Source organism: Sphingobacterium sp. 2149 (assembly GCF_031455655.1).
Lineage (GTDB): Bacteria > Bacteroidota > Bacteroidia > Sphingobacteriales > Sphingobacteriaceae > Sphingobacterium.
This window is the reverse complement of sequence record NZ_JAVDTD010000001.1, coordinates 1-22,074: the sequence shown is the minus strand read 5'-3', so window position 1 is coordinate 22,074 and position 22,074 is coordinate 1. Positions and strand designations below refer to the sequence as shown.

General features: G+C 41.6%; 11 protein-coding genes. 10 read left to right on the top strand and 1 reads right to left on the bottom strand.

Translation table 11 applies throughout. The features are described from left to right. Positions 1–4: 4 nt before the first annotated feature. Positions 5–3,190: a TonB-dependent receptor gene (locus J2X77_RS00055; protein WP_209575785.1), complete on the bottom strand. Its 3,186-nt coding sequence runs from the start codon at positions 3,188–3,190 to the stop codon at positions 5–7. Positions 3,191–3,565: 375 nt separating this feature from the next. Here J2X77_RS00055 and J2X77_RS00050 point away from each other — a divergent pair, with 375 nt between their 5' ends. From J2X77_RS00050 to bglX, 10 genes are all read left to right on the top strand, one after another. Further along, positions 3,566–5,086, top strand: coding sequence for a PQQ-dependent sugar dehydrogenase (locus J2X77_RS00050; protein ID WP_310078488.1), 1,521 nt, complete (start codon positions 3,566–3,568; stop codon positions 5,084–5,086). Positions 5,087–5,091: 5 nt separating this feature from the next. Continuing rightward, complete coding sequence (locus J2X77_RS00045; protein ID WP_310078487.1) at positions 5,092–6,324, top strand: Nramp family divalent metal transporter; 1,233 nt, start codon at positions 5,092–5,094, stop codon at positions 6,322–6,324. Between the two features lie 6 nt (positions 6,325–6,330). Then, positions 6,331–7,353: an epimerase gene (locus tag J2X77_RS00040; RefSeq protein ID WP_310078486.1), complete on the top strand. Its 1,023-nt coding sequence runs from the start codon at positions 6,331–6,333 to the stop codon at positions 7,351–7,353. After that, the gene (locus J2X77_RS00035) at positions 7,353–8,414 is read left to right on the top strand and encodes a dihydrodipicolinate synthase family protein (protein WP_209575793.1); all 1,062 of its coding nucleotides are present in this window, start codon (positions 7,353–7,355) and stop codon (positions 8,412–8,414) included. The genes J2X77_RS00040 and J2X77_RS00035 overlap by 1 nt, the downstream gene beginning before the upstream one ends. A gap of 268 nt (positions 8,415–8,682) precedes the next feature. After that, the gene (locus J2X77_RS00030) at positions 8,683–9,876 is read left to right on the top strand and encodes an MFS transporter (protein WP_310078485.1); all 1,194 of its coding nucleotides are present in this window, start codon (positions 8,683–8,685) and stop codon (positions 9,874–9,876) included. Positions 9,877–10,296: 420 nt separating this feature from the next. Next, positions 10,297–13,182 (top strand): two-component regulator propeller domain-containing protein, encoded by a 2,886-nt coding sequence (locus J2X77_RS00025; protein WP_310078484.1) that lies wholly within the window; start codon positions 10,297–10,299, stop codon positions 13,180–13,182. A 265-nt stretch (positions 13,183–13,447) separates the two neighbouring features. After that, positions 13,448–16,549 carry a TonB-dependent receptor gene (locus tag J2X77_RS00020; protein ID WP_310078483.1) on the top strand — a complete coding sequence of 1,034 codons (3,102 nt, stop codon included), beginning with the start codon at positions 13,448–13,450 and terminating at the stop codon, positions 16,547–16,549. A gap of 20 nt (positions 16,550–16,569) precedes the next feature. Beyond that, positions 16,570–18,000: a RagB/SusD family nutrient uptake outer membrane protein gene (locus J2X77_RS00015; protein ID WP_310078482.1), complete on the top strand. Its 1,431-nt coding sequence runs from the start codon at positions 16,570–16,572 to the stop codon at positions 17,998–18,000. A 76-nt stretch (positions 18,001–18,076) separates the two neighbouring features. Next, a complete protein-coding gene (locus J2X77_RS00010; RefSeq protein ID WP_209575803.1) occupies positions 18,077–19,462 on the top strand; it encodes a glucoamylase family protein in 1,386 nt (461 codons plus the stop codon). A gap of 166 nt (positions 19,463–19,628) precedes the next feature. Then, positions 19,629–21,905, top strand: a complete 2,277-nt coding sequence (gene bglX, locus J2X77_RS00005; RefSeq protein ID WP_209575805.1) for a beta-glucosidase BglX — start codon at positions 19,629–19,631, stop codon at positions 21,903–21,905. Positions 21,906–22,074: the final 169 nt, after the last annotated feature.

Genomic DNA, 22,074 nt, shown 5'->3' with positions numbered 1-22,074 from the left:
AATATTATAAGTCTACATTCAGTCCAACCACAAAACTCTTCGTCATTGGATAGGCATCATTGGTATAGGTACTTTTTTCCGGATCCAGCCCTTTGAAACTGGTCAATACCGCTAAATTATCTACCGAACCAAACACACGCAACTTTTGAATACCAAGCTTCGTCAGTAATTCTTTCTTAAAAGTATAACCAAGCTGCAGATTTTTCACCCTTAAATAAGACATGTTTTGCAACCAAAATGTACTCAAATATCCATTAGGGCTTGTTGACCCCAGCGTACTTGGAAGCAACTTAGGATAGTCGGCATCGCGGTTATCTAAGCTCCACATATTATTCCACTGGTCTTCAGTAATGGCCTGATTTGCCGTGCCTAAAAAGTTCGAATTCGCTTTATTCATCCAAAATTCTTTTCTTCCAGTAGCAGCTTGAAGCAGAAAGGAGAAATCAAAGCCTTTGTAATCTACCGAACCTCTAAACCCGTAATTAACCTTGGGTCTACCCAACTGATACGCTGGATACGCCACACGATCATTCGCATCTAATTTACCATCACCATTTACATCTTTCAACAAGATATCCCCGGGAGAAGCGCCCTGAGGAACAGCATTATAAATATCTTGCCAAGATTGTGCGATACCCAGCGACTCAAAGGCATAAATAAAGTTATAAGGCATATCAATAAATACCGAACCTCTTTGCAATTGTTCGTTCCAGGAAAGCAACTTATTCTTATTATAGCCCACATTAAAGTTCAGCATATACCCTACATCACCTTTTCGATCATTCCAGGTCACATTTGCCTCGAGCCCTTTATTCATCATATCGCCAATATTCCTTCGGGGAGCAGTAAATAAACCTGTCAGATGCATCGATACGTCTGAAGGCCGGTTCATACCAATCGTTTTTCTTTCGTAGTAATCCAACTCAGCGGTTAGCTTATTGTTAAAGAAGCCAAGATCCAGACCCAAGTTGAACACACGCGTCTTTTCCCAGGTCAGGTCATAGTTGATCAGTTTCTTATTGATCAGACCTTTTACCACGGAACCGGTACCTGTACTGTTGTCGATCAAATAATAAGGACTGGAGACCAAAGATTGCTTTTGCTCATACAAGCCTACACCACTATTATTACCCAAAGAACCATAAGAAGCTCTGAATTTGGCCGAACTCATTTTGATTTTATCTTTGAGTGACCTCATGAATACCTCATCCGAAATCCGCCAACCCACTGCGGCAGAAGGAAAGAACCCATATTGATCGCCCGGCAAGAACCGGGAAGAACCGTCTACCCTAAAGTTCCCTTCAAACATGTATTTTCCAAAAGCCGTATAATTCAATCGGCCAATATAAGAACGGAGACCTTCTGCGGAGGATGATCCAGAAACATTTTGCACATCTTCGGAAGCACCATCGATTTCATGCAAACTCGGGTGTAAGCGATCCAACCGGCTCCCCGCCAGCACACGATTATTCCAATATTCTTCCGAATACACGGCCAGAGCAGAAAAATCATGATTGGCACCAAACTTATGGTCGTAACTCAGCTTGAAGTTCAGCTGTGTTTTGTAGTTGTTTCTGTCGGTATTATAAATACCATCATTTGTTGGAACAAGATCCCGGATAGACAATCCCGTCCGGATATTATATAATTTTGTCGGCATATCTGCCTTCCATTGAAAACGGGTATCATAATTTAGGGCATAATCTATTTTGGCCTCAAACCCTTTAAATGGTTTCCAGTTTAAATATCCATTCACCAAAGCCTGTTTTTGATTCATATGGTTTTGGTTGCGTGTCATGTAATCCGCATAAATATTATTGGCCTGTGGACTTTCGTTGTAAGACATCGCACCGCCATAATACCCTGTAACAGGATCGTAAGGCAATATGCCTGCAGGGGAAGTAAACAAATCCATTCCACTGGTCGAATTTGCAGTCATACCGTCCTCGTAATTATACCGGTAGTCAGACCAGTTGCCCGAAAACCTGACTCCAGCGCCAATCGTATTCGTCACCTTGGTTTCAAAGTTAAATGCAGCATTGTAACGTTTAAAATCATTATTAATCTGTATCCCTTTCTCATCGAGCATACCGACTGATAAATAGTAATTATTATTTTCAGTACCCCCGTTTATAGAAACGTTATAATTACCACTTTGACCATTGCGGAGAATGACATCCCACCAATCGGTACTCGGATACAATCTTGGATCGATCATACTTAAAGCCAACCACTCATCGATCGTCCCATTTTTAAAATTGAATGCAGATGCAGCTGTATTATAAGCTTGGGCTCTTTGCGTGGCCGTCATCGCTTTTGCGTAATTATTCACAAAATCAAAAGAGCGAGTGGGTTTGACCAGCGACCTGTTAGCACTAAACGATATAGCCGTTTTACTGTTTCTTTTACCAGATTTTGTCGTAATCAAGACAACTCCATTAGCTGCCCTGGAACCATACACTGCTGCCGAAGAAGCATCTTTCAAAACGGTGACACTTTCAATATCATTGACGTTCACACGGTTCATATTCACGTCCGGCATACCATCCACCACGATCAGAGGTCCAGCACTATTGACCGTCCCTAAGCCCCTGATCAAAAGATCTGCCGCGTTATTTCCGGCCATTCCAGAATTTTGACTCACTGCTAAGCCAGGAATAACACCTTGCAATGCTTGAGAAGCATTTGAAAGCCCCCGACTTGAAGTCGACTGATCAAAATTGACACTAGCTACTGCTCCGGTCAAGTTGCCTTTTTTCTGCTTGCCATAACCGACCACAACCACTTCATCCAGCGCGCTTTCACTTGCTTCAAGCACTACGGCCTGTACTTCTTTTCCTGATACCACTTTTGTACTAAAACCAATTAATCGAAATTGAATCTGATCTGAAATGGCACCAGTTAACTTAAAACGCCCCTCCTGATCCGTAACGCTGACGGTCGAATTTCGAAGGTTACGCACCTCTACGCCAGACAGGGCTTGCCCTTTGGCATCCAACACCTGCCCAACGAGCTGTTGCTGAAATTTAGCTAAACCCGTCGACGGGTTCAAAACATTCAAGATCGGAATCTTTCCATTATTAAGGGAAGAAGGCACATTTGCAAAGGTCGCCATCGAAATAAAAGGCAGTCCTATTAGTAGGCAACTCCTGTTTATTACATCCCGGATTTTAATCTGCTTTAGTATCATGAATACTCAGGTTAAAGTGGTTAAATAAATGATTTATAAGCTCTTTAGTTTATTGGTATTTTTTAAGAAAAAGCAATTTTTAATTCGAATACGATCTTTATCACGTTTTCTTACTTTATCATAGTGAATACAATAATATATATTTTTTGTATACAATTCAATATTTTTTTTATTTTTTTACAAATCGTAATGAATGCAACAGCATGTTTAATCTATCGAACTATAGCTTTGAATAGAAAATTCAGTTCTTAGTTACACATAAACCTACTCGATAAAATAATTTTGTATACAATTTAACTTATTTTTTGTATATTTATTTTTATTAAACTACATTTGACTAACCAAATAAATCAAAGGAGTAACCGCAGATCCTATATGAAAAAACAAACATATATTTGGCTTGCATTGCTAATGCCCCTGCTTTCTTCCTGTGTTGCAAAAACGGAGACAGAAAGCGCGGTAATAAACAGCATCCAGCTTGAACATAGTGTACTGTCGCTATCGAAAGAAGCTACAAAGCTCCATGTCCCTTGGGACTTACAATACGACAAAGTCAACGATGCCATCTTGTTTTCCGAAATCAGTGGAAGTATACGAAAGCTGGATATAAAGACGAAAACAGTTACTTTAATAGACAGCCTAGCTGACGTGTATCATCAGCGCACTTTGGGACTATTAGGAATGGCACTGTATCAACCGGAAGGTCAGCAGGCCTACCTTTACCTTTCTTATACCAGCAAGAAAGATAGCTCCATTTTTTCCAATTTATATCGATACGAATACAGCCCAGAAGGCAAGCTCGCACATCCAAAATTGCTGTTGCAAATACCGGGGAATACCGGGCACAACGGTTCTAGAGTGATTGTCTCAACCGACAAAAAAGTCTATTGGGCCACAGGAGATGCCGCAAGTGATACCTTCGCCCAGGACAGCAGCGCTTTGAACGGCAAAATCTTGCGCCTCAATCTTGATGGAAGCATCCCAAAAGATAACCCGATTGCAAACAGTTATGTATATGCATGGGGGTTTCGGAACATGCAGGGGCTTACGCACGACGCCAAAGGCATGATCTACACATCTGAGCATGGCGATGCTATTGAGGATGAAATCAACCTGATACGACCGCTTAAAAACTATGGCTGGCCACAGATCGAAGGCATGATTGATACCGATAAGGAAAAGGCGATTGCAAAACGCTCGCCAAGGCAGGAACCCATTAAATCCTGGACTCCCGTCGTTGCACCATCAGGACTGGCCTATTATGGATCCGGTGTTATCCCCGAATGGAAGCATAGTTTACTGCTTGCGACGTTAAAAAATCAATCTTTACGCATCCTAAAATTATCCGCCAATGGCCAGCAGATCGTCGATGAGAAGGTTTTATTCAAAGATCAGCTTGGTCGCCTCCGCTCGGTATTGACTTTACCCAATGGAGATATTTACTTCTGTTCCAGCAACCGCGACTGGAATCCCCAAAAGGGATTTCCAAAACCCGATGATGATGTGATCTATCGCCTCCGCATTACGGATAAGGCCTCGGCTCCAATTATTAAACCCACTACACCCAAAGCAATGAACAATCCGGCCAAAACTGGACAAACACTATATGAAGCGTATTGTGCTTCCTGTCACAAAGCAGACGGAAAAGGACTCAACAATACATTTCCACCATTGGCCAATTCGACCCTTGTCAACGGCAATCCAAAGGATTTATTGCGAGTTGTCTTACATGGACTGAAAGACAAGCATATCGGTGGAGCAAAATACGAGAGTACGATGCCCTCTTTTTCCTTTCTGAAAGATGAAGACATTGTTGAAATCACCAATTATATCCGCACACATTTTGGAAATTCTGCCAGTACAATCAACCAACAGCATTTAACCTCATTACGATAAATTCTATGGAACACCAACACGAGCCCAAGCCTTCTATACTTAAAAATTGGCTTTCAATTCTAGGGCCAGGCATTATTACCGCTGCCCTGGTTTTCGGCCCCAGTAAAATGACCATCACATCAAAAATGGGCGCAGATTACGGTTTTTCCCTATTATGGGTTGTCGTTGTCGCTATTTTCTTTATGATGGTATTTACCAATATGGCTGCACGTATCGGCATTGCTCGCGACGAGTCGTTACTCGCCATCATTCGCAACAAATTTGGAAAAACAACTTCCATTATCATCGGTCTGGGAATCTTCGTCGTGTCGACATGCTTTCAATCCGGGAATGCTACAGGTGTCTCCATCGCTGTTTCAGAAGCCACGGGGAGTAATCCTAAGATATGGATCATCGTTTTTAACATGATCGGTATTCTATTATTATTCTTTAAGTCCTTCTATGCGCTATTGGAAAAGCTCATGCTAGCGCTTATCATACTCATGTTATTTGCTTTTCTTTCCACAGCTATTATGATCAAAACTCCATCGCATGACTTTTTCTTCGGATTTTTACCGAGTATCCCGCCCGCTTCTGTAGGATTAATTATTGCTTTTACAGCGTCCTGTTTTTCCATCGTCGGTGCATTTTATCAAAGCTATCTGGTGCAATCAAGAAGAAAGTTATCGGCGACCCACGAGACTTTGAAGCGGCAAATTATAGGAAGTAGAATCGGGATTATTATCCTTGGAATCATGAGTGCAGCCGTAATGGTGTGCGCAGCCAATACTCTTCATCCCCAGGGAATTAAATTAAGCTCGGCTGCTGAAATGGGCCGTGCATTGGAACCTCTTTTGGGAACCTACGCTTCACACCTCTTTTTTATCGGTCTTTTCGGCGCTTCATTCTCCTCATTGATCGGCAATGCGGTGCTGGGCGGCTCCTTATTGGGAGATACTTTCGGCTATGGAAACGATCTTAATCACCCCAAAGTGAAATTCTTTATTTCGCTAGTCATGATTTTTGGATCTGCAATTGCACTTATTTTTGGGAGCCTGCCGCTTGAGCTCATTGTTTTTGCCCAAAGCATTACGATTTTCCTAGTCCCTTTTATTGGATTGATCCTATTTCTAGTCGCCAATGACAAAGAAATCATGGGTGCCCTGACAAATACACCTTTAACAAAATTATGGGCTATCCTTGGACTTATCCTACTTGTTTTTCTTGCCTTTAGTAATTTCTATAATTTAATTAAATAATCAGCCATGGATCATAACAGTTTAGCAGAATTGGAGCAGCAAATACTTGCGCCATCAGTAGACCTCATTGAAGACATCAAAAAGATAGAAGGTGACATTCTTTTTTTAGGAATTGGCGGAAAAATGGGACCAAGCATGGCCAAATTGGCTATACGGGCTATCCAGGCAGCCGGGATTGACAAGAAGGTCATCGGGGTTTCGCGTTTTTCCACCAAACAACTTCAACAGGAGCTGGAGGATCTAGGCATAGAGACCATTGCCTGCGACCTACTTAATGAAGAGGAACTCAAAAAAATACCACAAGTTCCAAATGTCATCTACCTTGCTGGACATAAATTCGGCACCACTGGAAATGAAGATTTTACCTGGGCAATGAATACGTACCTTCCCGGAATGGTGGCTTCTCATTTTAAAGGATCCAACATCGTCGCCTTTTCTTCGGGAAACGTACTGCCATTTGTACCGATAAGCAATGCGGGTGTTTCCGAGGAAACATCCCCCCAGCCGATTGGCGAGTATGCACAATCCTGTTTAGGCCGCGAGCGCATATTTGAGTACTTTTCGAAGAAAAATAGTACACCTATCCTAATTTATCGATTAAATTATGCGGTAGATTTTCGCTATGGTGTATTGGTAGAAATCGCTAAATCAGTCAAAGGCCAGCTTCCCATAGATTTGACGACAGAAAATGTCAATGTTATCTGGCAGGGAGATGCCAATGAAATTGCTTTGCGATCGTTGCTGCACTGCCAGTCGCCAGCCAAAATATTGAATGTCACAGGGCCAGAAATCCTCTCTATCGGATGGATAGCCGAGCGTTTTGCAGAACATTTTAATACAAGGCCGATATTTATTAATGAGCCTGCTGGCACAGCATTATTAAACAACGCTTCAGAATGTCACCGTATATTTGGCTATCCTAAGACAACGATTCGGGAAGCAATAGACATTACTGCTCAATGGCTAAGCCATGGCGGTGAACTTTGGAACAAGGACACGCATTTTCAAGAACGAAAAGGAAAATTCTAATGAATACTTTAGACCACACATTACAACAGCTACTTTGGGAAGGAACAGTCATTCCTGCACATCCCCTAGCCCTAAATGAGGATCGCACTATCGACGAGGTACATCAACGTCTCCTGACCCAATATTACATCGCCAGCGGAGCCGGCGGAATCGCTGTCGCTGTCCATTCGACCCAGTTTGAAATCCGCGATCCCGAGGTCAATCTCTTTGAAACGGTATTAAAATGGGCTAGCGAAGAAGTCGAAAAAGCGCAACTTAATAGGCCATTTATCAAAATCGCGGGCATCTGTGGTACGACAGAACAAGCTATTCAGGAAGCCACCATTGCCGTCAAATACGGCTATGATATTGGACTTTTGAGTATGGGCGGTTTACAGACCTGGACAGAACAGGCGATATTAGATCGTGTCAGAGCAGTTGCAGCTGTTATCCCTGTCTTTGGCTTTTACCTTCAACCTGCTGTTGGGGGCCGCATTTTCTCTTATTCCTTTTGGCGGCAGTTTGCCGAAATCGAAAACGTCGTCGCAATCAAGTGTGCCTCATTCAACCGTTACCAGACCTTGGACGTCATGCGGGCTGTAGCCAACTCAAGCCGAAGAGAGCAGATCGCCATGTATACCGGCAATGATGATAATATCGTGAACGACCTTATGACAACCTATACCTTTCCCGTAGCTGGAGAAAACATTTCCATAGGATTTAAAGGAGGGCTATTAGGCCACTGGGCCGTTTGGACAGCAAAAGCCGTGGAACTCCTACAAGAAATAAAAGCATATAAACAACAGCCCAATAACTGCACCGCAAGTCAGCTACTGAGCAAAGGCATTGCTGTAACAGATAGCAATGCTGCCTTCTTCGATCCAGCGAATGCTTTCCATGGATGTATACCGGGATTACATGCGGTACTCCGCAGACAAGGGCTGATGAAAGGTATCTGGTGCCTAAATCCGGAAGAAAATCTATCCATCGGACAGCAGGAAGAAATTGATCGCGTATATAGCGATTACCCAGACTTAAATGATGATGAATTTGTCAAAGAATTTCTGAAATCGAGATTCTAATAGGTCAATCTCTTCAAAAGGTCTCATTGTCCCTGGCCCGTCACGACTGCCAGAGCAATGGGACTTTTCTTTTACCCCCTATTCTTATTTGACGAATCAATGACCAAGCGAGGAAAATAGTGGACAGAACGAAAGGTTTGCTTTTTATAACTTTGCGTCATGAAACTTTTGAAAATAGCATTAACCTCCAGCCTTCCGTGACACGCCTACTATTTAAGGCAGCGTGAACGTCCATAGCGACGGAAAACAAATAAAAATTTTATAAAGGATGGAAAAAAACACTACCCCACAACAGTCATTTATACCGACAATACTTGCATTTGCACTTGTTCCGATTACCGGGCTTGCCACAGATATTTATCTTCCTTCAATGCCACAAATGACGCAGGAACTTGGCTTAAATGAAAGCAAAATTCAATTGACGCTTTCGCTTTTTCTAATTAGTTATGGTATCGCTCAGTTCTTCACAGGAGCATTGGTGGATGCCTGGGGAAGGTATCGCATTAACCTCATTTCACTTTTTCTTTTTATTATCAGTTTTTGGGTCACGGCACACACGCAGGATATCTGGGTTATCTACCTAATGCGGATTTTACAGGGAATTTTATCGGCATTTGTTGTCATCTCCAAAAGAGCCTATTTTGTAGATGTCTACGACGGTGAACAGCGTAAGCACTACCTGAGTATCATGACCATCGTCTGGTCGATCGGACCGATTGTAGCACCCTTTATCGGTGGTTACCTCCAAACACAATTTGGCTGGCGATCCAACTTTATCGTTCTGGCTGCATATAGTGCTGTGCTCTTTGTACTTGAACTGATCTTTTCCAGCGAAACAATTAGACAGAAAAAGCCCCTTCACATCGATTATTTGATTAGCGAGTTTAAAATGATGCTAAAAAGCACCGATTTTACCTTCGGCATATTCATGTGTGGCATATCCTATGGCCTGGTCATGTTCTACAATCTCAGTGGCCCCTTCTTTATTGAGCATCAATTGGGATATAGCGCGATTACCACTGGCTACACCTCCCTTATTATGGGTTTAGCCTGGATGTGTGGTGGATTTATTGGAAAAGCATTGATCAAAAAGGCATTGATACCCAAACTGAGAATTGCCAACTTTATTCAAATATTGCTCATCATAGGCATGCTGATCGTTTCACTTTATAAAGCGAATTTATACACGCTTACGTTCTTTGCATTTGCAGTACACTGTACTGCCGGATTCGTTTTTAACAATTATTTCAGCTACTGTTTGGGAAGATTTCCATTGTCGGCTGGTATTGCCGGAGGACTAGTAGGCGGAATAACCTACCTGCTCACATCTTCACTCAGCTATCTCACCGTGAGTCTGGTAAACCCTGCTACTCAGTTTCAGATTGGATTAGGATATGGCGTATTTTCCTTATTGGGTTTGATCACCTTATATGTGATAAATAAGCTCGTCAAGAGCAGCTAGTTGTTGAATGAGTCTTACACACAAAAAACACAGACCACCTGTAGTCGTTTGACCACAAAAATACACATACAAGATAAATTGTTTTTAACTTAGTATCAACAACAACTATATTTGTATCATCATAATTTAGGTTTATAATTGGTTATTGAAGGTTTTCATTCTCCCCGTTTGAAAACCTTTTTTTTCTCCTAATTTTTTAATCTCCCCGGTAGCACTTATTCTGGTCTTTTGTGCCGCAGCTCAGCTATCAAAAATCCAAGTATCAAAAGAAATACGTAGGATCAACCAAATGCTTTTTTTTCCCCAGCATAAGATGGATATCTTAAGGAGATTTTCAAGTGCTATATGAGCTCGGAGATTATCAATTCTGCAATAAAATCGATATATTGTCCCCAAATCAAATTAAAAGTGAGGGAGTCGATGACAACAAAAAAATATAGTAACGTCTATATCTTTTGGTTTTGCACCATTTTATTTGTTTTGCTGCACAGGGGCTATTGCCAGACAATCATACCTACGGGAACACCTTTTGTAAAACAATACAAAAAAGGCCAGTATAAAGCCGGCAATCAGAACTGGTCATTGGCAGTAGATAAAGATGGGCGTATTTATAGCGCAAATACCGAAGGCCTGCTGCAATTTGACGGACAATACTGGCGTATCTTTCCACTTCCCAATCATTCAACAGTCCGGAGTGTTGCGATTGGTAAAGATGGGAAGATCTATACGGGCGGAAGAGGAGAATTTGGTTATTGGACTTCGAAGTCTTTTGGCAACTTGACCTATCATAGTCTCTCCAAGCTGGTACAGGACAAAACCTATTTTCCGAATGAAGAGATCTGGAAAATCATTGTTGAGGGCCAAAGGGTGTTTTTTCACACATTTTCTAAATCTTATATTTGGGAAAACAATACGATACGGCCACTAACGGCAAAGGGCGAACCTTTTTTATTTCCACATCAGCTCAACGATAAGTTATTTTTTGAACAGTTACCGAGTGGTCTGCATGAATTCAAACAAGGCAAATTAATTCCTGTAAAAGGAAAAGACGTCTTGAAAGATAAAAATGTGCTTGCCCTACTGCCTTTTGATACAAATACGTCGCTTATTGCCACCTCACGAAATGGTCTTTATCTGATGAAAGCTGACGGAACGATCATACCCTGGTCCGTTCCGGCAAACCAGCTCTTAAGTCAATCCCAGATAAACAACGGTATATACCTGTATGATGGACAGTATGCCTTTGGCACCATTCAAAACGGTGTTATTGTCATCAACAAAAATGGCCAGGTCATTCAGCATATCAATAAAAACAATGGGCTCCAGAACAACACTGTGCTCAGTATGGTCAAAGACAATCAAAAAAATATCTGGGTGGGACTGGATAATGGCATTGACCGCATTGAAATTAACTCTCCCCTATCATTTTATACTGACTTTGTCGGAAAAATTGGTACCGTTTACACATCGATTATCTATCAGGGAAAAATCTATCTTGGAACCAACAAGGGACTATTTTCGAGTGAATGGAAAGGTCTAAACAATTACAATTCACTAAATTTTGCCCAGATTCCCAATTCAAACGGCCAAGTTTGGACCTTGGCTATATTTGGGGATGAGCTCATCTGCGGGCATAATGATGGAACCTTCAAACTGGTTAATGGCCGACTTGAGAAGATTTCGAAGATCACAGGTGGATGGATTTTCAAACCTATATTTGGTACCAAAAATATCCTCCAGGGAAACTATACAGGCTTATCGAAATTTACCTTTGACGGTGTAAACTTACGGTTTGTCCAACAATTTGCAGGGATTAAGGAGCCGATTCGATTTTTGGCACAAAAGGATAGCCATGCCTTTTGGATCGGAGACTGGGGGCAGATACAGCTTCTTGGACTCGATCCAAGTTTCCAGCAAGGGAGTATTTTGTTTTCCTCCAAACAGGATAGCATCGCCTCCAAGAGGCAATTTACGGGAATTTATACCTTAGAAAATAATATTGTCTTCGCGACAGATAGCGGATTTCTTCAATTCGACAATATTGTAAAAAAATTCAGTTATGCGGATGAATTAAATACCGCATTAGGCAGCTATAAAAATTCAAATAAGGTCATTCCGATCAATACAAACAGCTACTGGTTTATTCAAAAAACCAAAATTGCGAAAGTAGATTTTGACAGCAAAGGCAAGTTGCACATTGACTCCAATCTGCTCAGTCCCTTACAGGACCGAATGATGAATAACTATGAAAACATCCTTCCCATTGAAAATCAATATTATCTCATTGGCCTGGATGATGGATTTGCGATCTATCGCCATTCCGATAAATCACAAAAATACACCTTGCCGCTTCCGCAAATTTCGCAACTCGTCAACTTGACGACCGGTCAGGCTATTATTCCAGATTCTTCTTTAAAATTATCGTCGTCAGACAATAACCTTAGAATCAGTTTTTCGTGCCCTTACTATTCATCCTCGCCGCTTCAATATCAATATTATCTCAAAGGTCACTCAGACGACTGGTCGGAATGGAACGAAATTGCCTATCAAGATTTCACGAACCTGCCCTATGGGAAATTTCAGATTAAAATAAGAGCGAAAAACAATACCGGGCTGATTTCGGAAGTCCAGATATTCTCCTTTACCATTCGGTATCCATGGTACCTCTCCTGGTGGGCAAAGGCATTTTATGCACTGGCTATGCTAGCGCTCATTTATTTAGCTTATAAGCTTAATCTTCAACGGGAACGCAAGCGTCAATTCCAGATACGTCGAAAATGGCTGGAAGAAAAGAAGATTGCCCTGGAACGGGAAAACGAACAAAAAGAAAAAGACTGGATCAAACTTAAAAACCAGCAATTGGAGGACCAGCTTCAATTAAAGAACAAAGAATTGGCTAATGCAGCACTCAATATTGTTTACAAGAATGAGATGTTGAACAACCTGCACGACGAACTCAAGCAGCTCAAGGACGCTGAGGGAAACAAACTGAGTTCGGATGAACTTAAAAAAATCAACAAACTCATCGACGACGCCCATAATGACGATCGTGACTGGCATATCTTTGAACGAAGTTTTAACGAATCTCATGAGAATTTCTTCAAGAAATTAAAACAGGAATTTCCGGACCTAGTCCCCAATGATCTAAAACTATGTGCCTATTTAAGGCTTAATATGTCAAGCAAAGAAATCGCGTCATTGCTTAATATCAGTACCCGCGGTGTTGAGATCAGACGCTATCGGTTACGCAAGAAATTAGGCCTCCCAACAGACAAAAACCTGTCCGAATTCCTGATGGAACGTTAAATTTTCCCTGCAAACACTACATCATTACCACACACGAGCTTTAGTGTATAAAACACACTAAAGCTCGTGTTATTTTACGAAAAACACACCTATAAAAATCTAGCTATCAAATCGATAATATAAAAACAAAATCAGGTTGAGCAGGCGGAAATTTCGTGTAGTAGTGATGTGCAAATGTTAAATTTTGGCAAAGTTGTACTACATCAACATATTTGCTTCAGGGAAATAACCAAAACATTTTAAACAAACACCAAAAATTTACGATATGAGGAATCTATCCGCATTATTTTTGACATCCATGGTCGTCTCGGTTGCCTATGGACAAACTTCTATACAAGGAGTGGTCAAAGATGGCTCAAGCATGATATCCATGCCTGGGGTCACCATTAGCATCAAAGGGAAAGCAATATCTACAAAAACCGACGCAACGGGGAAATTTCAAATCAGCGCCTCTCCTACCGATTCACTGGTTTTTAACTTTCTAGGTTATCGCACACAAACCGTCTATATTGGCAATCAAACGCAGCTCAATGTATTCTTAGAGGATCAAAATCAAGCATTGGAAGAGGTTGTGGTTATCGGTTACGGTACGCAAAAGAAAGCTGATCTGACCGGATCGATCAATTCATTGAAATCGTCCGATATTACAAAGCAGCCGGCCATGTCGGCCATGCAATCCATACAGGGTAAGGCAGCCGGTATTAATATCATTGCCAACGAAGCTCCAGGTTCCTCACCAAATGTTATCATCCGTGGATTAGGGACAGCTTTGTCAGGTCGAAATCCATTATACATCGTCGATGGGATAGCGCAAACAGATATCAACAATATCAATCCGTCCGACATTGAGTCCATGGATGTTTTGAAAGATGCTTCTTCCGCATCAATTTACGGTCTTCGGGCCGCAAATGGGGTCATTATCGTAACGACAAAAAAAGGGAAGACTGGAACAACAAACATCAACTATGAAAGCTTTGCAGGCATAAAAAATGTTCTAAATCGGGTAAAAATGGCCAATGCTGATCAGTTTAGAATATTTGCCAATGAATACCTTACCTCGACCAATGGATCATATCGTTTGGCTGAGAACCAAAAATATGATACAGACTGGTATGACGAATTGTTGCGTACGGGTTCTGTATTCAATAATGCTGTCAATCTTTCTGGGGGAACCGAAAAAGTGGATTATTTTGTATCAGCAAACAATTATACCGAAAATGGTATTCTTGACGGTTCTAAATTTGTCAGAAATACAATACGCAATAACAACGTTTATAAATTTTTAAATAATCGCCTAAAATTCAGCCAAAATTTAAACCTTACTTTAACAAACGCAACACCAAAACCATACAGTGCTTTTACTACCGCTTATCGTCAATCGCCACTTGCTCCGTTAATGTTTGATAATGGCCGTTATGGTCTTGGTCGTGTAAATACAACAACCGGTGTTGCAGGTATTGAAGCCGCTCCAGGACAAGCAATCGGAAACCTTAATTCCATTGGAAATCCAGTGTACGAGGTTTTACGTCAAAATGAAAGAACAAATACCCTACGCTTACAGGGAAGTTTTGAAGGAGAATTCAAGATCACGGATTACCTTAAAATTAACTCGCGAATCGGGGGTAATAAGTTCTACTCGAAACAACGGATTTTTAACAATGTAAAAGATCAATGGTTAAATGCAAATACTTTATTGAATGAATCTGATTTCATCAAATTAAAGGAAAACAATCCGAAAGCCCTTGATTATGTAGACAATAGTCTGAAATATGAAAATCTGGAGCAATTTCGCTGGTCGTTCGAGAATTTCTTGACCTTCAACAAGAATTTCGACAAACATCATATCGAGGCCGTCGTTGGTATGTCGCGTGAGAAATACGATATCAACAGCATGAGCAGCCAAACCGGCTACAATGTGCCGGAACAAGAGCAATATTGGAATATTAATCTTGCAAAAGGAACAACCAATTACGGCATTGTTGCGCTACAAACGTATTATACGCCGAGGGCGCTAGCTTCATATTTTGGACGATTACAGTACAATTACGATAGTAAGTATTATTTAACCGCAACATTGCGTAGAGACGGATCAAGTGTTTTCCGTAATACAGGAAAATATTGGGGTACTTTTCCTTCGGTAGGATTAGGTTGGACAGTCACCAATGAAAGCTTTATGAAAGATGTTAGCTGGATCAATTTATTGAAAGTGCGCGGAAACTGGGGTAAGTTAGGTAACCAAGATATTCCGTTAAATGTTTCCACAATTTTAACAAGTCCTGAAAGTTCAAATTATAACTACGTTTTTGGCCCTGAACAAAATATGGTCTATGGAAGTGCATATGGCACTCCCGCCGTAAATCTAACATGGGAAGTAACCAGAGAGACGGGCGCCGGCTTAGACTTTGCGTTTTTAAACAACCAGCTTTCAGGATCCATTGACTACTATCATAAGCTGAATACCAATACTATTCTTGATGTAACACCGACTTACACTTCTCCTTCAGAGAAAAATTTCTATGCGCATGGTGCGAAAGTGCTGAATCAAGGAGTTGAAGTAGCTTTAAATTGGAACAAAAGCATTAATCCTGAATTCAGTTATACCGTCGGTGTCAATTATGCCTACAACAAAAACAAAGTAACAGAAGTGGTTCCTGCCTACGACCGCGCTACTGGCGGAAGCTTAAATAACGGTGAGATCACCAAACAGCTCCGTGTCGGACAACCGATCTATGGCTGGTGGATGTTTGAAGCAAATGGTGTCTTCCAAGATGAGGCCGATGTAAAAAATTATCCGTCGTTCGGAGCCGCAAAACCTGGTTACCTAAAATATAAGGACCAAAATGATGATGGCGTTATCGATTCTCGGGACAAAGTTTTCTTTGGATCATTTTTACCAACTTCAACATATGGTATCAACGTTGGTGTTAATTACAAAGCGATTGATTTTAACGTTTCCGGATATGGTGTTGCTGGCAATAAGGTTTACAATGGTTTAAATAGTGTACGCTCCAATGCAGGTGAGAATATTGCCTTATCAACTTTCGAGAATCGTTGGACAGGAGCCGGTTCCACCAATGAGCATCCTGGCGCAGAAAGAGCATATTGGGCTTCGAGTTATTTCCTTGAATCCGGCGCTTATTTCCGGATCAATAATATCACCGTAGGATACACGTTCAACAACTTATATAGCTCGAGATCTAAACTAAGATTATATGTTACTGCTCAGAATCCATTTATATTTACGAATTATAGTGGTTTCTCTCCTGAGCTCGCTGGCGATGGTAGCCCTAACCTTACTTCAGGTATTGAGCTTTCGGCCTATCCTACCACACGTAATTTCCTATTTGGACTTAACATGCAATTTTAATCACCTTAGTTTTGAAGACAATGAAAATTAACAAACTTTATATAGCAATTCTTCTTAGTGGAGGTATTGCATTGCAAGGCTGTAAAGACAATAGTTTCTTAGATGTACCTTCCAAAGAATATGTAGAAGCTGGCGACAGTGAAGAAATTTATACCCCCGAACAATTTATCAATGGTGTTTACGGTATGTTTACAGACTGGGATTATTCTTTCTCCTACATTGGTATCACCGATATGTTATCTGATAACGCGGACAAAGGAAGTTCGGCAACCGATGCTGGTGGCGATAAACTGAGTCTAGACGAGTTGACTTACACTTCAACGACCGGTTCCTTTCTTTCTATGTGGACACGCTGGTACAAATCCATTGGACGGGCTACCCAAGCAATAGATTATACCGAGAAATTTGGTTTAACTGACGAAACCTATAAAAACAGATTGATTGCCGAAGCCCGTTTTCTGCGTGCCTTAAATTATTTTTATCTTGTACGCGGTTGGGGCGATGTTCCTATCCAGGAACGTGATTTAATCAAAAGAGAACCTGCTGCGGAAGTCTATGCCTATATTGAAGCTGACCTACAATTTGCCATAGAAAACTTACCTGTTAAATCCGCCTATGCGGCAAAAGATTTGGGCAGGGCCACCAAGGGTGCCGCGCAAGGGCTGCTATCGAAGGTATATTTATACCAAAGTAAATGGCAACAAGCGGCTGATATGGCAAAAACTGTCATTACATCCGGCGGATACAGCCTTGAGCCTGATTATGCAACAATTTGGCGATTAGCGGGAGAAAATGGTCCCGAGTCATTGTTTGAATTTCAAGCAAGGGGTACTTCTATCGCCCATGGTATTCAACAATATAGTCAGGTACAGGCGCCTCGTGGCGGAGCGGTCAATTTAGGCTGGGGTTTTAATACTCCAAGCCAAAACCTATTGGATGCCTTCAATGCCGAAAAAGATAATATCCGTCGCGATGCAACGATTATTTTTAGAGGCGAAACACTTTACGATGGTCGTCTGATAGACAATGGTGTAGAAAATCCGATGTACAATGAAAAAGCGTATTCGTCCGCAAATGGAGGTGCCGCTGATGGTGATAAAAATGTCCGTTACCTCCGTTTAGGTGAAATTTACCTTATCCTTGCCGAAGCCGCAAATGAGGTTGGCAATAGCAGCGAGGCGCTGAATGCATTGAATACTGTCCGTACACGGGTAAAATTAGCCAACGTAACGACGACAGACCAAGCACAACTCCGTCAACTGATCTGGAAGGAAAGACGCCTTGAACTAGCATTTGAGCATGACCGGTGGTTTGATCTGGTACGTACAAAACAGGCAAAAACGGCCATGGCTGCAAATGGAAAAACGTTCCAGGATAAAATGTTGCTTTTCCCAATTCCGGAAAATCAACGTATCCAAACGCCAGAAATGCCTCAAAATACCGGTTGGTAATTATATAAGTAAAATAACTCCGTTCAAACGGCCTTTGGCCGTTTGAACATTTTTTCAAGAATTAAAGCATATATCCATGAGAAAACGAATAGCATATCCCACCCTTACCGGTATAGCTTTGGCGCTTATTCTCAGCAGTTCGTGCCAAAATGCGAACACTAGTAGCCCAGACAATCCCTCAAAAATAGATTCAGCAGATGGAAACAAGATCAATGAAGATTCGCTGTTGACCAATATTCAACAGCATACATTTCAATATTTTTGGGAAGGTGCCGAACCTACTTCCGGCCTTGCTAGAGAACGCATCCATATGGATGGTGTCTACCCCCAAAATGACCGTAATGTCGTGACCATAGGTGGCAGTGGCTTTGGACTCATGGGTATGATTGTCGCCATGGAACGCGGGTTTATCACCCAAGAACAAGGGGTTCAAAAGTTGGATCACATCATGGATTACCTGGGCAAAATCGAAAGGTTCAAAGGTGCTTGGGCACACTGGTATGATGGAGAACTGGGCACAGCGAAACCGTTCAGTGAAAAAGATAATGGTGGCGACATTGTTGAAACCGCTTTCCTAGCCCAAGGTCTGATTGCCATTCGGGAGTATCTAAAGGATAAAGGTGATTCCGCTCAGCATGTTGCCCAAAAAGCAGATAAACTATGGAAAGAAATCAATTGGAATCACTATACAAACGGACAAAATGTTATTTTTTGGCATTGGAGTCCTAAATTTAACTTCCAGCAAAATCATCCCGTCAGAGGATACGATGAATGTCTGATCACCTATATCTTAGCCGCTTCCTCTCCTACTTATCCGATTGCACCGAATGTATATCATGATGGCTGGGCAAGATCTGGAGCCATTAAAAGCAGTGCTAAAAAATACGACATTCCGCTCGTGCTGAAGCACAATGCCAAAGAAGGTGAAGTCGGTCCGCTTTTCTGGGAGCATTATTCCTATTTAGGACTCAGCCCCAAAGGGCTAAAAGATCAGTACGCTGATTACTGGGAAGCAACAAGCAACCATGCCAAGATCAATTTGGCATACGCAGATCTGAACCCGAAAGGTTACAAGGGTTATGGTTCGGCTAAAGGCTGGGGTTGGACGGCCAGCTATTCCATCAACGGTTACGATGCCCATCACCCAGACAACGATCCTGGTGTGATCGCGCCAACAGCGGCATTATCATCCATTCCCTATACACCGCACGAAAGCATCCAATTTGCACAATACCTTGACAAACAACTTGGCGACAAAATTTGGGGTAAATATGGCTATTACGACGCGTATAGCGAAACAGCAAATTGGTATCCACAACGGTATCTGGCGATTGATCAGGGGCCTATTATAGTGATGATCGAAAACTATAGAACTGGTAAAATCTGGGATCTTTTTATGCAAGCCCCGGAAATTCAACAGGGACTAAAAAAACTTGGTTTTACAAGTCCCTATTTAAAATAGTGGTCTGTGGAATCATTTTCGATCCATCACACGTTGAAAATGGTTCCTACCACGAAAATAACATTGCATAGTATCAAAAAGTTCAACAATTAAATTGAACATCTATCCTAAATATTAAGTAGCGCAGAGTAGAAGATTCATGCGCACATAAACAAAAGATAATAAGATGAAAAAAGTAGTAGGTGCTTTCCTTCTTGCATTTCTCGCTTGGCATACAAGTTCGGCTCAAAGCAATCAGAAAATGGACAAGTTCATTGATCAGCTGATGGCTAAGATGACTGTCGAAGAAAAGATTGGACAACTTAATCTAGTAACAGGTGGTGAGGCGACTACAGGAACGACTGTCTCCACTGATGTGGAATCAAAAATTAGAAATGGTCAAATCGGTGGTATTTTCAGTATGAGTACCCCCGCTAAGATCCGCAAAACACAGGAGATAGCCATTAAACAGTCCCGTTTAAAAATACCCATTATCTTTGGTATGGATGTCATTCATGGGTACCGTACCGTATTCCCTATTCCTTTGGGACTTGCCGCTACTTGGGATATGAATTTAATTCAACAATCTGCACGTATTGCGGCAGAGGAAGCTACTGCTGATGGAATTAATTGGGCATTTTCGCCAATGGTCGATATTTCTCGCGATCCGCGATGGGGTCGTATTTCTGAAGGTGCAGGTGAAGATACCTATCTTAGCTCAAGGGTTGCTGAGGCTATCGTCCATGGTTTCCAAGGTGATAATCTCGCGGCATACAACACCATGATGGCCTGCGTCAAACATTTTGCCCTATACGGTGCAGCTGAAGGCGGTCGTGATTATAATAGCACGGATATGAGCCTTCACCGGATGTACAATGAATATTTACCGCCTTACAAAGCAGCAATAGACGCTGGAGCTGGAAGTATTATGACGTCTTTTAACGATATCAATGGTGTGCCTGCTTCAGCAAACAAATGGTTAATGACTGATGTTTTACGCAAACAATGGGGCTTTAAAGGATTGGTCGTAACCGATTATACAGCGGTAAATGAATTAACTGCACACGGTCTAGGTGACCTCCAGCAGGTGTCTGCTTTAAGTCTCAATGCGGGTGTTGATATGGATATGGTCGGTGAAGGGTTTCTTACGACGCTAAAGAAATCTTTGGACGCTGGAAAAGTCAAAATCGAAGATATTGACAGGGCTTGCCGTTTTGTTTTGGAAGCCAAGTACAAATTAGGCTTATTTGATGATCCATATCGCTATTGTGATGAAAAACGGGCGAAAACAGTGATTGGATCTGAAGCCAATCATGTGAAAGCAAGAGAAATTGCAGCAAAATCTTTTGTTTTATTGAAAAATGAAAACCAAGCGCTTCCATTGAAAAAAACGGGCACAGTTGCTGTTATTGGCCCTTTAGCCAATTCAGGTGCAAATATGCCAGGAACCTGGAGTGTCAGTGCTGAATTAGACAAAACGGCCTCGTTGGTTGAGGGCATGAAAGCTGTATTGGGTAACAAAGTAAATATCCTGACACACCTAGGCAGTAATCTGTTGGAGGATCCGAATTACCAAAAACATGCAACTATGTTTGGCCGTACAATCGCACGTGATCCCCGAAAAGAAGAAGAGATCATTGCAGAAGCCGTGAAAGTTGCCCAGCAGTCCGATGTAGTCGTCGCTGCGCTCGGCGAATCGTCGGAAATGTCTGGAGAAAGCTCCAGTCGATCGGAACTGGATATTCCAAAAAATCAACAGAATCTTTTAAAAGCATTGTTGGCTACCGGAAAGCCAGTTGTCCTTGTGCTATTTACGGGTCGACCACTGACGCTCACGTGGGAAGATGCTCACGTGCCCGCGATATTAAATGTTTGGTTTGGTGGGACAGAAACTGGAAAAGCAGTGGCTGATGTCTTATTTGGAGATGTTGTACCATCGGGAAAAATTACGGCAACTTTCCCACGTAATGTTGGTCAGATTCCGATCTATTACGCGCACAAGAATACCGGTAGACCTTACGGAAACTCAGGTGATTTTGAAAAATTCAAATCCAATTACCTCGATGTAAGTAATTCGCCACTTTACCCTTTTGGATATGGTTTAAGTTATACGACCTTTACCTATAGTGACATTCGTCTCGACCGTACCAAAATCGACGAAAAAGGTACGCTACAAGCGAGTATCGACATCAGTAATACTGGAAACTATGATGCTGAGGAAACTATACAGCTCTATATACAAGACGTAGTCGCATCAGTTACGCGTCCCGTAAAAGAACTAAAAGGGTTTCAGAAAATATTCCTTAAAAAAGGAGAACAAAAAACGGTAAACTTTAAAATTAACGTGGATGATTTGAAATTTTTTGACAACAGCCTGAATTATATCGCAGAGCCAGGAAATTTCAAAGTGTACATTGGCCCCAACAGTCGCGATGTCAAAGAAAAAGAATTTGAATTGCTTTAAAACTATTTTTCCATAAAAAAACAAAGAGGCTGTCTCAAAATGACAGTCTCTTTTTTTTGCATTATCTAAGGCTCATAATTTGTTTTAATTGTTTGATTTTCATATATTTATAGTGTAAACAAAAAGGATATATGTCATCTCAAAGACCTACTTTTAAGCCTTACTATCA

Bases quoted from the DNA above. Each gene is read 5' to 3' on its own strand.
- J2X77_RS00055 (WP_209575785.1), bottom strand. From the start codon at position 3,190: ATGATACTAAAGCAGATTAAAATCCGGGATGTAATAAACAGGAGTTGC.
- J2X77_RS00050 (WP_310078488.1), top strand. From the start codon at position 3,566: ATGAAAAAACAAACATATATTTGGCTTGCATTGCTAATGCCCCTGCTT.
- J2X77_RS00045 (WP_310078487.1), top strand. From the start codon at position 5,092: ATGGAACACCAACACGAGCCCAAGCCTTCTATACTTAAAAATTGGCTT.
- J2X77_RS00040 (WP_310078486.1), top strand. From the start codon at position 6,331: ATGGATCATAACAGTTTAGCAGAATTGGAGCAGCAAATACTTGCGCCA.
- J2X77_RS00035 (WP_209575793.1), top strand. From the start codon at position 7,353: ATGAATACTTTAGACCACACATTACAACAGCTACTTTGGGAAGGAACA.
- J2X77_RS00030 (WP_310078485.1), top strand. From the start codon at position 8,683: ATGGAAAAAAACACTACCCCACAACAGTCATTTATACCGACAATACTT.
- J2X77_RS00025 (WP_310078484.1), top strand. From the start codon at position 10,297: ATGACAACAAAAAAATATAGTAACGTCTATATCTTTTGGTTTTGCACC.
- J2X77_RS00020 (WP_310078483.1), top strand. From the start codon at position 13,448: ATGAGGAATCTATCCGCATTATTTTTGACATCCATGGTCGTCTCGGTT.
- J2X77_RS00015 (WP_310078482.1), top strand. From the start codon at position 16,570: ATGAAAATTAACAAACTTTATATAGCAATTCTTCTTAGTGGAGGTATT.
- J2X77_RS00010 (WP_209575803.1), top strand. From the start codon at position 18,077: ATGAGAAAACGAATAGCATATCCCACCCTTACCGGTATAGCTTTGGCG.
- bglX (WP_209575805.1), top strand. From the start codon at position 19,629: ATGAAAAAAGTAGTAGGTGCTTTCCTTCTTGCATTTCTCGCTTGGCAT.